This window comes from Chryseobacterium sp. StRB126, assembly GCF_000829375.1.
Classification (GTDB): Bacteria; Bacteroidota; Bacteroidia; order Flavobacteriales; family Weeksellaceae; genus Chryseobacterium.
Window position 1 is genome coordinate 4,017,429 of the sequence record NZ_AP014624.1, and the last position, 13,934, is coordinate 4,031,362.

The window sequence follows — 13,934 nt, forward strand, 5'->3', positions numbered from 1 at the left end:
AGGATTTAGGTTTTGCTCTGGTTTTTAGCCTCCCCGTCAAAAATTCTTCGAATTTTTGACACTCCCCAGAGGATGAGAATGGTCATCCTTTGAGATGGCAGTCATTGCAGAAGCTATGATACCTTATACAAAGCATCATACAATCATATCCTAATAACAGCAATATTCTCAAATCCGAACCTCAAACCATGTATCACGCATCCCGAAACCCTCTTATTCTAATACTCTCAAACCTTCAACCTCTCAAACCCAACAACTCCGCAACTCCCACCCCACCGCAGTTTATAAAAGTTTTAATATATTTAGAAAAAAAATAAATGGACAATAGCACTTCCCGCAGAAATTTTATCAAAACAGCAGCTTTGGCAAGTTTTGGTGCATTGGTAGTACCCAATTCCTTATTTGCCTATTCAAATGATTTTAAAACAGATAAGAAAGTCCGTGTAGGCTTTATTGGTGTAGGACTTCGCGGTCAGGAACATGTAAAGCTATTGGCTAAACGCAATGATGTAGAGATTGTAGCTTTTGCAGATCCTGATAAAAGAATGCTTGCGGCTTCTCAAAAAATCTTAAAAGACAACAACAAATCGGCAGCCCAGGAGTTTTCCAATGGGGAATATGATTATCGAAACCTTTTAAAATTAAAGACAATAGACGCTGTGGTTATTGCGACTCCATGGGAATGGCATCTTCCTCAGGGAGTAGAAGCCATGCGTGCTAAAAAGATTGTAGGAATGGAAGTTTCCGGAGCAATAAAGCTTCAGGATTGCTGGGAATTTGTGAAAGTATACGAGGAAACGAAAGTTCCTATTTTCATGATGGAAAATGTATGCTACCGAAGAGATGTTATGGCTATCCTGAATATGGTTCGTAAGGGAATGTTTGGGGAACTGGTTCATGGAAGAGGCGGTTATCAGCATGACTTAAGAGGCGTTCTTTTCAATGACGGTGTTACGCCTTACAATTCAGGAGTTGAGTTTGGCGAAAAAGGCTTCAGTGAGGCTAAATGGAGAACGGAACACTATGTAAAACGGAATGGAGAGCTTTATCCCACTCACGGATTAGGGCCGGTTGCTATGATGATGGATATTAACCGTGGAAACCGTTTAACAAGGCTTTCTTCTTTCTCGTCCAAATCTGTAGGACTGAACAAATATGTTAAAGAACATGCAAAAGGCGGGGAAAATCATCCCAATGCTAAAGTAAAATTCAATCAGGGAGATATTGTGACCACCCAAATTGCCTGCGAAAATGGAGAAACCATTCTTTTAACTCATGATACCAGCTTACAGAGACCTTATGACCTTGGATTCCGTGTTCAGGGAACAGAGGGATTATGGCAGGACTTCGGGTGGGGAGAGTTCAATCAAGGACATATTTATTTTGAAAAAACAATGAACCACACCCACCGTTGGGACAATACGGAAAAATGGATGAAAGAATATGACCACCCAATGTGGAAGAAGTTTGAAAGCACAGCTGCAGGAGCGGGACATGGCGGAATGGATTTCTTTGTAATGAATACTTTTATTGAATGTATCAAACGAAATATAGAATTCCCAATGGATGTTTATGATTTAGCTTTATGGTATTCAATTACTCCATTGAGTGAAGAGTCTATTGCCAAAGGAGGTCAGGTAGTGGATATTCCTGATTTCACGAACGGTAAATGGAAAACCCGTAAACCTGTATTCGGAATGACTGATGAATTCTAAAAAAACACTACTCATCCTGGCTGGTGGATTAGGCAGCCGATACAAAGGTCTTAAACAAGTGGATGGAATACTCGATAATGGCTCACCTATTCTGGAGTATTCTATCTATGATGCTTTACAGGCTGGCTTTTCCAAAGTCGTTATTATCGTCAATAAATTGATTCCTCAAAGCTATATTGAAAGACTGAATTCAATCTCTGAAAAAAAGGGTTTTGAATTACACTGGGTATATCAAGAAATGAACAGTATCCCTCTGCAGGGTTTTGACTATCCTGAACGTGAAAAACCATGGGGAACCGCACATGCTGTTTTATGTGCAAAATACACCATACAGGAGCCCTTCATTATGATTAATGCAGATGATTTCTATGGAAAAGAAGCTTATCTGCTCGCCGCCGATGAAATTAATCACCATCTTATTTCCGACGCTCAATTCGGTATGATTGCTTATCCCGTAAGTACAACATTGAGTGGCCACGGAACAGTAGCCAGAGGAATATGTACTTTGGATGCTGAAAATTATCTGATCCGTGTAGAGGAGCAAACATCGATTCAACAGCTTAATGGCTCCATCATTTATACGGAAAACGGCGAGAATATAAAGCTCAATCCCGATACATTGGTATCTATGAATTTCTTCATTTTTCACCCTCATATTTTCTGTTATCTGGAAGCTTATTTCTATGATTTCATAGAGTCTGATCCAGCGCCCAAACAGGAGTTCTATATTCCCAGCGCAGTTCAAAGAATGATGGATGAAAAGAAGGTGAAAGTAATGGTAAAAGCATCGCCATCACAATGGATGGGAGTAACGTATGCTGATGATAAAAAAAGCATCAAGGATTTTCTGGCATCAGAAATTCAAAATAACAGATACCCGGAAAATCTATGGAACTAAACGACATCGTAACTCAGTTCATCGGTACAGAAAATTATAGCCTTTCCCCTATTACAGACGGGCTGATTAATACAACTTATCTTTTGGAGGATAAGGACCGGAAAAAAAAGTTTATCCTGCAAAAGATCAATCATCATGTCTTCAGACAACCGGAGGTTATTGTCAACAATCATTTGATGATTAATGAACTTCTCAGGTCAAATAATTATCAATTTCAAATTATAGAACCTATCCCCTCTCTTAGCAATACACTTCTGGTAAAAGATGCTAATGATGAACCATGGCGTATGCTAAGTTTCGTAGAAAACAGTATTACCTTTCTTACTGCTCCATCTTTACAGACGGCTTTTGAAGCAGCTAAAGCCTTCAGTTATTTCCTTAGCATTGTAAATACTGAAAAGCTACCAGTTATTGAAGATACTCTTCCTAATTTTCTCAATTTCGAAAAAAGAATTGCAGATTATAAAAAGGCACTAGAAAATGCAGCTCCTCATTTAAAGGAAAATGCAAAGGCTGAAATAGAAATCACCAACCAGCTTATTTCCTTACCTGATCAATGGATAGCAATGGAAAAAAGCAAACAGATTCCCAAAAGAATCATCCATGCCGACGTAAAAATCAGTAACATCCTCTTCGATCAAAATCATAAACCTTTAGCTGTAATCGATCTGGACACCATCATGATTTCTACTATTTTATATGACTTCGGAACAATGATTCAGTCATACACTAACAGAACCCATGAAGATGACGGAAGTGCCAACAACAATTTCAATGCTGAAATGTATAAGGTTGTAAAAGAAGGATTTCTTTTCTATCTAAAGGAAAAACTGACTCCGGAAGAATCTGCTTACCTTGATTATGCGGCACAAGTCGCTATTTATATTCAAGAGGTTCGTTTTTTAACCGATTATCTGAATGGAAGTGTTTATTATTCTACGAAATATTCGGAACACAATCTGGACAGAACGAAGAATCAGCTGGAACTATTGAAAGGATTGAGAGCGTATTTAGACTGCTAATTTTATTTCCTTGTCAAAATACAATATTGAGATTTCTACGGAATGACAAACAGAGCGTTTAGAATATCCGTGTGCTTTGTTATTCCGCAGGAATCTATACTTTTATTAGTCAGAGTAGCTATTTAAAATCAGCTCACTCTAAAACCCTACAACACTCAAACTCCATCACTCAGAAACTCCAAAACCTTCTTCCATTCTTCAAACTTCCTTTCAAAGGAAATGGTATGAAGCGGACTTGTAGATGGCATTAGAAAAATAGGAAGCTTATAGTTTTTTCCTAAAAGCTTTCGCAGGTTTTTATATGATTTTCCGCCGTTACAGAAGATTGCTTTCACATTCGGGTGCTCTTCCAAAAGTGCATCAATCTGATTGGCTTCTTCATTTTTAATCTCAGAATCCAGGCTGCCTTTTCTTTCACAGGAATCTATGACATCCCAAAGGGCAATATGGTGTTTCTTTACAATCCCGATTCTTTTGGAATAATCCTCTGTAAATTTTTCATTCAACAGTTCAAGGATGATTTTCCAGAATTTATTTTGCGGATGGGCGTAATATTGCTGCATTTCCAAGGATTTCACTCCAGGAATAGAACCTAGAATTAGAATTTCAGACTGGTCATCAATGAGCGGGGGAAATGATGAAATACGGTTTTGCATATTCAAATATATAAATTTCGGTTATTTTATTTCCTGTTGATTAAGGGGTTTGGAATATTTTTTTGTAGGTTTTGGCTAAAGTCAATGGAATTGCTTTTTTATAATTAAAGCGGGCTAAAGCCCGCTCCTATTTATATTATTAACCACAGATAGCACAGATTTTCACAGATGATCATGAATATCATCTATAAAGCTTGGGCTTTTCCAATAAAAAAAGCGGGCTAAAGCCCGCTCCCATTGAATTTTCATATTCTTACTATACAAATCTGAAAACTTCATCTATAAATATTACTGAAGAAGATCTGCTTTGGCATTTCGTTTTACAGGCGGAGTAAACAGACCTATAAATTGTATATCTTCTTTTAGTTTATACTGTGGTCCCACAAAATAAGATTTAGCTTCACTATCATTATACCCCATATATTTTAGCCATGCTACAGTAACACCAGCAAATTCATTTTTTGAAATGTCCATAGTAGGACTGAAATGAGTGGCTGTAGTGGCAGTAGCCGACCAGGCTGGTACATTTTTAATCAGATTACTCTGCCAAAGATTCGGCCAGGTATCTGCAGGAACTACAAAATCTAATCTTCCCGTAAGCGTAAAGGTTGGAACTTTAACCGTTGATCCAATAGCAACTGGCCCTGGCTCAATAGGTAGAGCGGCAACAATTTTCAAATCAGGATCAATAAGCTTCATTGCGGTTTCAGAAATACTGGAGGTTAAAAGAGTGGCTCCTCCTCCTGCAGAATGTCCTGCAATAATCATTTTTGACAGATCAGCTTTTCCAAAAAGAGGAGACTGTGGATCTTTATTTAATTTAGCAATATTGGCTGCTCCCAAAATATGCATGTCCGGCATACTATTGATAAAATTGGAAGAGATAACAACAATAAAACCATAGCTTGCCCATAATCTGACCATCTGATCGTAATTACCCTGACTGGAAAGAATACCACCTACAAAATTGACAACAGGAAGCTTATTCATATTCGAAATATCTGACGGATAATAGACTGCAGTAGAAACCGGACTTTCGAAGCCATACGGAAAATTATTACTGCATTTAATACTCTGATCCAGTATCCCTATAGTCTGTAAAATAGGAATTACAAGACCTGCCAGCTGATTACAATCTCCTACAACAGCGTTCGTACTTACCTGATGAGGCCCAAGCTTTCCATATTGGATATTGGCAGCACCTTTGGAAGGAAAAATAACGGATTTGTTCGCTGACATTTCACTGATCTTGCCAGTGGGTTCTTTGCTCATTATCTCTTCATCTCCTTGGCAGGAAGCCATGAGCAAAGAGATCAATACTGTGGTTACAATACTTTTTCTCATATTTTTTTGGATTTAAATTCAATGCATTGATTTTAAACACCAACGGAACAACTATTTCAAATATAAAGAAAAAACAAGTGCCTTCTTTCTTATTTGTTATGGTTTTCATAACAATAACGATCTACAGTTCAGACATAAAAAAAACGGAACAAGTCCGTTTTTTTATATTGAGAATACATTCTATAATTACAATGTTTCTTTTAACCAGTCGAAGAATTCTCTCTGCCATACCAATCCGTTTTGTGGATGAAGTACCCAGTGGTTCTCGTTCGGGAAATAAACCAGTTTAGATTTTAATCCTTTTAGTTTTGCAGCCTGGAAAGCTTCCTGTCCCTGCTCGTAAGGTACACGGAAATCAATTCCTCCCTGAACGATCATGATTGGCTTATTCCACTTCTCTACGAAGTTGCTGGGATTAAATTCTGTGTATGCTTTTGGCTGTGGCTTTTCCCATGGAGAACCGATATCCCAGTTCGCAAACCAAAGCTCTTCAGTAGTCAGGTACCATGATTTCATATCGAATAATCCGTCATGAGCAATGAACGTTTTGAATCTGTTTTCGTGAATTCCAGCTAACATAAATACGCTGTATCCACCATAACTTGCTCCCACTGCAGCTACTCTGTCTCCATCTACATAGGGTAATGTTTTCGCATAATCTGTTGCCGCAAGATAATCTCTCATGGGTTGTCCACCCCAGTCTCTTGAAATCTCTTCATTCCATTTTGTTCCCCAGCCCGGCATTCCTCTTCTGTTTGGAGCTACTACGATATAATCGTTTGCCGTCATTAAGGCAAAGTTCCATCTTACACTGAAATATTGAGTTAATGCAGACTGCGGTCCTCCCTGACAGTATACCAATGTTGGATATTTTTTGTTAGGATCAAAGTTCGGTGGATAGTGGAACCATACGCCCATTTCTTTACCATCCGAAGTTTTTACCATTTTAAGTTCAGATTTCCCTTGTGCTAACTTAGCATAAGTATCTTTATTTGCTTCAGTAACCTGCTTCATTTCTCCGTTTTTAAGATTTACAGAGAATAATTCTGTAGCATGGTTTACATCTGTTCTACCTACTAATACTGAAGTTTTGTTATCTGTGAAAATTTCATTCACATCAAAATCTCCTTTGGTGATCTGCTGTACTTTTGCAGACTTTGAATCTAAAGAGAACAGTTGTTTTGTTCCTCTGTAGGCCGCTGTAAAATAAATCGTTTTTGAATCTGCCCCCCAAAGTACATCTCCTGAAACGCTGTCATCCCAACCTGCAGTAAGGTTTGTAGTCTTTCCTGATTTCCAGTCTAAGATTTTTACATCATTTTTATCTGCTTCATATCCGTCTCTACCCATACTCTGCCAGATCAAAGACTTTCCGTCCGGACTGAATTTTGGATTGACATCATATCCTTTGTTTGATTCTGTAAGATTTTTAGTGGCCCCTGTAGCTAAATCATAAGCAAAGATATCTGTATTGGTACTGGTTGCGTACTCTTTACCGCTTTTGGGTTTGGTAACATATAAAAGCTGGGCAGAATCCGGGCTCCAAACAAAATCTTCAGCACTACCGAAAGGTCTTTGAGGAGAGTCCCAAGTTTTTCCTTCCAACAGATCTTTAGCGGCTTCTACTTTGTCTGAAGTATTTACAACAAATACGTGGTTATATTTCCCTTCATTAAAGTAATCCCAGTGTCTGTGGTTAAGATCTGTGTATACCTGAGCGGTAGTTTTAGGAGTGTCGGCATATTTGTCCTTCCCCATTAATTTTTCTACCAATACCTGCTTACTAAAAGCAATTCTTTTCCCATCCGGAGAAATAACAATATTGTCAACCTCACCAATAGTATAGAATTCTGTCCATGTTTTTCCGGCGTCTTTCGAAATATAGATTTTATCTCCTTCCTGAGCATAGATTCCGTTTTTATCCCACTGGATCAATGCTTTTTTACCAAAATCGATTTTAGAAGCCTGATGATTAAGAACATTCAGAAAATAGTTTTCGTTTTTTGTTTTTTCTGTTTTTAGATCTACCTGTCCTACTTTGTAAATAAGGGATGCCTGATCCGGTGAAACCGCCTGTACTCCTACTTTTTTCAAAGTCCAAAGAATTTCAGGCGTCATTAATTGTTGTGCATTCATTAAAAGCGGAGCTGCCAGAGCCAGCAGGCTGTACTTAAGTTTCATATGTTCATTCATTTTTAGCAGATCTGTAAAACCATACTGATTTCATCAAATCCTTTCATTAAATTCAAAGATTGCCAAAGTTAGTATTTAAAATAAAAATCACCGAAAGAATTAACATTAAAATTAGCATTATAGGAGAAAACATTAAAAAAGCAGAAGGTTGAAGCACAAAGTAAAGGGGTGAAGAGTTCAATTTCCTCTTTATTCAACATTCAAACTCAAAAAAAGTCCGTTGGTGCTATACCAACGGACTTTTCAATTTTATTTTTTTTCTGCTAATCTCCATCTGAGAACATAGAGTTCGCCAGAGAAGTCACGATTGATAATAGTATACTGAAGATAAAGGCCCACCAGAATCCATCAACTACCATACTGTCTATGAAATAATCGGCAATCAGGATAATTCCGGCATTAATAACCAATGAAAAGAACCCTAAGGTAAGAATGGTAAGTGGAAGCCCGAACAGGCTTAAAATAGGCTTTACAAATATGTTTAACACCCCAAGTACAATTGCAAAGATAATCGCGGACGAAAATCCTTCAAAATGTACTCCCGGCAAAACTTTAGTTAAAAGGTATGCCACAATTGCGGTGACAAACAAACGGATAATTAAGTTCATTTCGTTATTTTTTTATTATTGATGGGAGGTATGGAGCAAAAGCTATTCCATTTTGTTGAAAAAAAATTCTTTAAACCCTTTATTCATGGAATATTTTACTCAATACAATCTGAAAAGTTCGCTATTTAATCTTCATCATGGTTACTAATGAAGTCGCTACATGACTTTCTGAACCAGCGTCTTCATTCTGAACATAAATTTCTGTTCTGATGACACTGATCTTTGCCCCTCCTTTGATGACATAGGCTTTTGAAACCAGAGCATCCCCCATAGCCGGACGAAGATAGTTCACCTTTAATTCAACGGTTACCACATAACAGTCTTCGGGATAATGACTCACCGCAGCATATCCTGAGGAAATATCCACCAAAGAAGCAATCATTGCCCCATTGAACATCCCTGCTTTCCTGGTCATCATTTCCATTTTTGGAATTTTAATAGAAACGAAATCGGTTTCTACTTCCAGGAGTTCTGCCTGATAGAATTTCAGTGTTTCCGAACGACTGAAACTGTCTGTCATGAGTTTCTTTTTCTCTGGGGTCATGGTTTTCAAATTTTAATGTAAATTTAAAAAATTAATATTCACATCGAATAATACCGGATTAGAAAAATGTCCAGCGCGTTTGACTGGCAGTCAAAAGCTCACGGGGTCGAATCCCGTATTCTCCACTATATGTATTTAAAAAAGTCTTCAAAATACGCTAAAAGCTGATTAATCCTGTAAAAATCAATTTTTACAGGATTTTCTTTTTATGTTAGAAATCGCAGAATTTTCAAATAAACTCATAAAATTTGTGGCAAAAATCGTGGCAATTTTTAATTAAAAAAAACGATTCAAATTTTCACATAACTACCTAATTACAAACGCCCAAAAGTCCTTTAACAACTTGATTCGAAGGAACTTTAGTTCGACTTTTATAAACTTTAAAATGTTGAATTATGTTAGAGCAGAGCTATGCCCACTTTTATTTCTTAAAGAGCGCAAAAAACAAGACAACTCGTACTGTGATGTAAGGATTACCGTAGATAATATACCGAAGGAAGCTTCGACAAGAAGGCAATGGGATCAGAAAGAAGGTAAGACAGTTGGGACCAAGAAAGATACGAAGACTTTAAATGCTGTCCTTGAATCATTGACAACTAAAATCAACAGCTACAAGACTGAGCTATTTAACAAAGTAATTCCTGTTTCTTCAGTAGACCTTATCAATTTTGTAAAAGGTCGTTCAATAAAGCGGAACAAAGTCCTTGAGGAATTCTTTGAGCCTAATGAGGAAATCAAGGTTTTGGTTAAGAAGAAAGAATATTCCAAAGGAACTCACACTCGCTATGTTACTGCAAGATCGCATGTCAAGGATTTTATAAAGCATAAGTTCCAGCGAGATGATATTGAATTTACTGCGTAAAGTTATGAATTTGCTCAGAGTTATTACATGTATCTGAGAATTGTTAGTTAATCATTATAATCTCTTGTATGGATGGAGCACCGACAGAGGATTACTTCATCAAGTTATTAAACCAAAAAGAGTATATTCAAAATTTGAATATACTCTCTAAAAACTTAGAAAAAAAGTAATAACAGAACTACTTTTTACTTTAAAATGCAAATTATTTTATATTAAAAACATACGCTTCCATTTTGCTACGGAGTTTCTGCTTAATTTAAAGTGATTTGCTAATTGGGTATTATTTAATCTGTGTTTTTTTTTGATATTCCAGCATCTCAAAAATTGCCTTTTCATCATAGGACTTATGCTTTTGATTTTCAGCAGAATTCTTGTCAAATAACAAATTGTTAATTTTTAGAATATCAGATAATGAAAGTGTATCCTTAGACAAAAAACATTCTACCATTTTCATCTTTTCCGGGCATTTTACTGCTATAAAATCACTATAAATTCTTTTATAGTCCGGTTGGCAGACTACTTTTTGTATTTTCTTATCCATTTGCTTAAAGTAGTTTTAGGAATTTTATATTCATTAATTATTTCTAAAGTGGTTTTCTTTTCAGTGTCTATAAGTTCTAATATATAATTAATAATTTCCTTAGTATATAAACTTTTTCTAAACTGAGGCATCTGCTTTTTTTCATTTTTATTGTTTACCCTCGCCACTGGAGCATATAAAATCAAATGGCTGGAATAGAGCCTAAAAAAATCATATTCAAGCAATTTACACCATCTTAAAAGAGTATCTGTATCTAATGTTTTCGCAGTGTACATTTGTAGAACGTCTTTTTCTGTTGCCTTAAGAAACTTACATATCCGGTTTATATCTATGTCTTCTTCTTTTACTCTCATATACAATAAATCTCCAATATGGATCTCTTTTAAATTTTCCATTTTATATTATCTATATATAACTCAGTAATTAGAAGACAATAAATATTAGTTGCATACTGAAAACCTATCACTGATTGCATTGAATTAATATATTCCTTACTCCGGACAAGCCTGTGTAGAAATACAATGCCAAGCCATAGATGTATCCCCTTCCTTAATAGTGTACATCTTCATACATTTATTTGTCATATCATATACCAACATTCCCTCAATAAAATTAGCAACAGGTATTCCTACCGGGTTTCCAGAAGTATTAAAATCAACTCTGTTCGGAACAAATCCTTTGGTCTTGGATTCAAGAGCTATCCATCCACCTTTTCTAATCATTGGCCAATTATCACCATGATCAGCACCAGCTCTTCCCAATGATGTAATACCAAAATTCGTATTTAGGGCAGGGTTTCCTGTTGTAGCCATAACACCTGGTTTATAACAGGCTGTACATTGTCCAAAAGTAATAACAACTTCATCCATGCTTGCGCATGTTCCGGTAGTAACTTTCCAAGAAAATTTATAAACTCCCAATACAGACAATCCCTTTACAGCAGTATTATACAATGATGGATTTACGATAATGGGATCTGTGGCTCCAGCAGGTTTTGATGTAAGTTCCCACTGTCCAGTGCTTGTTACTCCCGGATCATTACCAGCCAATGACACTGTGGTGTTACAAGAAACAGCCTTATCACTTCCGGCATTAGAATTAATCTGTTTTGACACGAATATGGAAAATGTACTTTCAAGAGATGCTCCTGAGCATTCATATTCTTTGTCTAAGAAACGAGGATCGGTTCCTGGACCGGGTACTGCTTTTATTTTAAAGACATACTCGCCCTGCTTATCCAGATTACTTATTACAGTTGAAGTATTGGTAAGTGTTCTAAAATTGCCAGCTTCGAAAGTAGGATCGGCTGCTCCGGCAGGCTTAGAAACAAGAGTGAAATCGTATCTACCATTAAAATCTTGAAAATAACTACTGTTAACTATCCCTTTGTATACCTCAGGCAGAGGGATTGTTGCAGTTACTACACCAGAACCAGGATAACACGCTGTCGTATTTGGCACTGACACATTTGAACGATTACCATCAGATATATGAATATAATAGGCTTGTGTTATATTACAAGTCCCTTTTTGGGTATTTATACTAATTACATAAGTACCTACCTGCCATCCTCCAGCAGGCGGGGTTGCTACTATATTCCTATTCATTGTCCCAGCTCCATTTAAAGTTAAAATAGGAGCTCCTCCCGGTGGTGTAATCCTTATATTGCTAATATTTGTTATAACAGATGCGGGGTCTGCAGGATCAATCTTAAAATAGATGTTGATAGGCGTTGTTTTTCCTACATAATTGCAGTATACAGCACCAGCACTCCCCCCTGAACTGTACACCGCCATCTGTTCGGGGTACGAAGAATCAAGGAAATCCACATTTTTAGGTGATATACCATTATACGTATAAGAAATCTGAGGGGTCGTATAGGTTCCATTCGCATTTGTGACTGTTACTGTAAATTTATAAGTTCCTATCGCATTTACCCCATTGAAATATATAGCTCCTTCAAGTAATGACGAAAAGGAAATATTACCTCCCGCAGGTTGGCTGATTACATTCAAACTTATGGTAGTTCCAAATGCAGGATTACCTGAAGAGCCCGGTGATGTAGTTGAAAATATTGGCGAAGTGCCATCTAAATATAGGTAACGATCATTGCTTGCTGCCTGATAGCAAAAATCATTCATCGCTGGAATACTTATTTGCGGATTGGGAATGAATCTGACAATAGCATCATCCTCATACCAACAGTTTGGATTATTGATGGAAGTAATCCTTAATACGGCACGATAAGCAGGATCAGTGTCATGATTTGCCTTTTTTGTCAAAATAAGGGAAGGGGTTGCAGTTGTATTATTTGACATTGTAGCATTCTTTGTTGTAATAATGCCATAATTTTCATAATTAATAATATTATAATAGGTCCAGGATGCAGTGTAACCGGCTGGTATAACTCCTGCTAAAGTTGCAGTACCTGTTAAAGCCGATACATTAGTGATATCTGGTCCTGCCGTAAAAGTAGATACCTCTCCCGGTGCGGTTATAGTTACTTGTGATTTTACTGTTCCTGTTGTACAAGATTGAGAAATTTCAAAAACATAGTTTCCCGGCGAAGTCATCCCAGTCACGTTGGGTGTATAGGTATTCGCTCCATTGATTACTGGATTGGGTGCTCCTGCTGGTTTTGATACCAACGTCCAGGTGGGGCTATTATTTCCGCTCCCTGCAACACTACCCTGTAACATATATGAGGTACCACAAATTGTTGCATTTCCGCCAGCATTAATACTACAGTCTTGGGCAAAAATCATTATATTACTCCAAGTGAGTAATATAAAAAGAAATAAGTTCTTATTTTTCATCATTTTTATTATAAAATTTTGAGATTATTCTGTATTTATGGTTTCCAGAAAGACCACATTTTTCCGTTATAAACAGCAAGCTGTTTTTTTACAGTATCATATACCATCATCCCGGGAGCCGGATCTATAATATTAAGATGTGGGCTTGTGACTTTTGGAAGAATCATAGCTTTATCTAAAGCTTCCAATACAAGAATCCCATTCGTAGCACCAGGTGTTCCAATGGTTGTTTTAGCACTTGTATTTTCTGTTTTATCGGTCCCCTGAACGGATAAGTTTACAGTACCAATGGTAGCTAGTGTTCCGTCATCTTCACTAAGATTCACCCATTGTCCGTCATTTTTCAAATATTTTACTTTATAATCTGTTGTGTCGTAAATAATTGTACCTTCCTGAAGGATATGGTTTTTATTTTCTACATAAGGTAAGATCAATCCTCTGTTTTCATCATTGGCAAACTCTACTGATACTGAGGTGTTAGAAACAGTCTGTTTCCCAATTGCTACTTGTGACTTTACAGCAGATGCTGTAAATAGTGTAATGGTCATAATTAAACTTTTCTTCATTAGTGAGTATATTTATTATTAATATATTGGTATTGTACACTGCTTATAGTATGTATACTGCAATTCATCTCGGATTATTTGTGTAATTGGGATCTTCGTAAAGCAGTGTTTAGGAGTACAGTAAGGTCATTTCTTTTTCTTACCATAAACACTATACTTAAGGTCTTCA

At 36.8% G+C, this 13,934-nt stretch carries 13 protein-coding genes; 4 read left to right on the plus strand and 9 right to left on the minus strand.

The window, feature by feature from the left end:
- The first annotated feature begins 317 nt into the window (after positions 1 to 317).
- From CHSO_RS18165 to CHSO_RS18175, 3 genes are read left to right on the plus strand one after another with little or no spacing between them, the layout of a single operon-like run.
- Positions 318 to 1,715, plus strand: a complete 1,398-nt coding sequence (locus CHSO_RS18165) for a Gfo/Idh/MocA family protein (RefSeq protein WP_045499105.1) — start codon at positions 318 to 320, stop codon at positions 1,713 to 1,715.
- A complete protein-coding gene (locus tag CHSO_RS18170; RefSeq protein WP_045499108.1) occupies positions 1,705 to 2,613 on the plus strand; it encodes a sugar phosphate nucleotidyltransferase in 909 nt (302 codons plus the stop codon). Before CHSO_RS18165 ends, CHSO_RS18170 begins: the two co-directional genes overlap by 11 nt.
- Positions 2,604 to 3,635 carry a phosphotransferase enzyme family protein gene (locus tag CHSO_RS18175; protein ID WP_045499111.1) on the plus strand — a complete coding sequence of 344 codons (1,032 nt, stop codon included), beginning with the start codon at positions 2,604 to 2,606 and terminating at the stop codon, positions 3,633 to 3,635. The genes CHSO_RS18170 and CHSO_RS18175 overlap by 10 nt, the downstream gene beginning before the upstream one ends.
- 155 nt (positions 3,636 to 3,790) lie before the next feature.
- Here the strand turns inward: CHSO_RS18175 and CHSO_RS18180 are convergent, their stop codons facing one another.
- From CHSO_RS18180 to CHSO_RS18200, 5 genes are all read right to left on the minus strand, one after another.
- Positions 3,791 to 4,291: a DNA-deoxyinosine glycosylase gene (locus tag CHSO_RS18180; RefSeq protein ID WP_045499114.1), complete on the minus strand. Its 501-nt coding sequence runs from the start codon at positions 4,289 to 4,291 to the stop codon at positions 3,791 to 3,793.
- Positions 4,292 to 4,579: 288 nt separating this feature from the next.
- A complete protein-coding gene (locus tag CHSO_RS18185; RefSeq protein WP_052480654.1) occupies positions 4,580 to 5,635 on the minus strand; it encodes a chlorophyllase/cutinase-like alpha/beta fold protein in 1,056 nt (351 codons plus the stop codon).
- 186 nt (positions 5,636 to 5,821) lie between these two features.
- The gene (locus CHSO_RS18190) at positions 5,822 to 7,816 is read right to left on the minus strand and encodes a S9 family peptidase (RefSeq protein WP_045502914.1); all 1,995 of its coding nucleotides are present in this window, start codon (positions 7,814 to 7,816) and stop codon (positions 5,822 to 5,824) included.
- Between the two features lie 275 nt (positions 7,817 to 8,091).
- Entirely contained in the window at positions 8,092 to 8,436 is a 345-nt protein-coding gene (locus CHSO_RS18195) for a phage holin family protein (RefSeq protein ID WP_045499117.1), read from the minus strand.
- 121 nt (positions 8,437 to 8,557) lie between these two features.
- Positions 8,558 to 8,980 (minus strand): PaaI family thioesterase, encoded by a 423-nt coding sequence (locus CHSO_RS18200; protein WP_045499119.1) that lies wholly within the window; start codon positions 8,978 to 8,980, stop codon positions 8,558 to 8,560.
- Positions 8,981 to 9,365: 385 nt separating this feature from the next.
- On the opposite strand from CHSO_RS18200, the gene CHSO_RS18205 reads away from it, so the two are divergent.
- Positions 9,366 to 9,842 (plus strand): hypothetical protein, encoded by a 477-nt coding sequence (locus tag CHSO_RS18205; protein WP_045502917.1) that lies wholly within the window; start codon positions 9,366 to 9,368, stop codon positions 9,840 to 9,842.
- 280 nt (positions 9,843 to 10,122) lie between these two features.
- On the opposite strand, the gene CHSO_RS18210 is transcribed toward CHSO_RS18205, so the two are convergent.
- The 4 genes from CHSO_RS18210 to CHSO_RS18225 form a co-directional block, all read right to left on the minus strand.
- Positions 10,123 to 10,383: a helix-turn-helix domain-containing protein gene (locus CHSO_RS18210; protein WP_316932450.1), complete on the minus strand. Its 261-nt coding sequence runs from the start codon at positions 10,381 to 10,383 to the stop codon at positions 10,123 to 10,125.
- Positions 10,359 to 10,778, minus strand: a complete 420-nt coding sequence (locus CHSO_RS18215; RefSeq protein WP_045499121.1) for a transposase — start codon at positions 10,776 to 10,778, stop codon at positions 10,359 to 10,361. Before CHSO_RS18215 ends, CHSO_RS18210 begins: the two co-directional genes overlap by 25 nt.
- A 96-nt stretch (positions 10,779 to 10,874) precedes the next feature.
- Positions 10,875 to 13,202 carry a hypothetical protein gene (locus tag CHSO_RS18220; RefSeq protein WP_144428976.1) on the minus strand — a complete coding sequence of 776 codons (2,328 nt, stop codon included), beginning with the start codon at positions 13,200 to 13,202 and terminating at the stop codon, positions 10,875 to 10,877.
- A gap of 32 nt (positions 13,203 to 13,234) precedes the next feature.
- A complete protein-coding gene (locus tag CHSO_RS18225; protein ID WP_045499125.1) occupies positions 13,235 to 13,765 on the minus strand; it encodes a hypothetical protein in 531 nt (176 codons plus the stop codon).
- Positions 13,766 to 13,934: the final 169 nt, after the last annotated feature.

Bases quoted from the DNA above. Each gene is read 5' to 3' on its own strand.
- CHSO_RS18225 (WP_045499125.1), bottom strand. From the start codon at position 13,765: ATGAAGAAAAGTTTAATTATGACCATTACACTATTTACAGCATCTGCT.
- CHSO_RS18220 (WP_144428976.1), bottom strand. From the start codon at position 13,202: ATGATGAAAAATAAGAACTTATTTCTTTTTATATTACTCACTTGGAGT.
- CHSO_RS18195 (WP_045499117.1), bottom strand. From the start codon at position 8,436: ATGAACTTAATTATCCGTTTGTTTGTCACCGCAATTGTGGCATACCTT.
- CHSO_RS18185 (WP_052480654.1), bottom strand. From the start codon at position 5,635: ATGAGAAAAAGTATTGTAACCACAGTATTGATCTCTTTGCTCATGGCT.
- CHSO_RS18210 (WP_316932450.1), bottom strand. From the start codon at position 10,383: ATGGATAAGAAAATACAAAAAGTAGTCTGCCAACCGGACTATAAAAGA.
- CHSO_RS18205 (WP_045502917.1), top strand. From the start codon at position 9,366: ATGTTGAATTATGTTAGAGCAGAGCTATGCCCACTTTTATTTCTTAAA.
- CHSO_RS18180 (WP_045499114.1), bottom strand. From the start codon at position 4,291: ATGCAAAACCGTATTTCATCATTTCCCCCGCTCATTGATGACCAGTCT.
- CHSO_RS18170 (WP_045499108.1), top strand. From the start codon at position 1,705: ATGAATTCTAAAAAAACACTACTCATCCTGGCTGGTGGATTAGGCAGC.
- CHSO_RS18190 (WP_045502914.1), bottom strand. From the start codon at position 7,816: ATGAAACTTAAGTACAGCCTGCTGGCTCTGGCAGCTCCGCTTTTAATG.
- CHSO_RS18175 (WP_045499111.1), top strand. From the start codon at position 2,604: ATGGAACTAAACGACATCGTAACTCAGTTCATCGGTACAGAAAATTAT.
- CHSO_RS18215 (WP_045499121.1), bottom strand. From the start codon at position 10,778: ATGGAAAATTTAAAAGAGATCCATATTGGAGATTTATTGTATATGAGA.
- CHSO_RS18200 (WP_045499119.1), bottom strand. From the start codon at position 8,980: ATGACCCCAGAGAAAAAGAAACTCATGACAGACAGTTTCAGTCGTTCG.
- CHSO_RS18165 (WP_045499105.1), top strand. From the start codon at position 318: ATGGACAATAGCACTTCCCGCAGAAATTTTATCAAAACAGCAGCTTTG.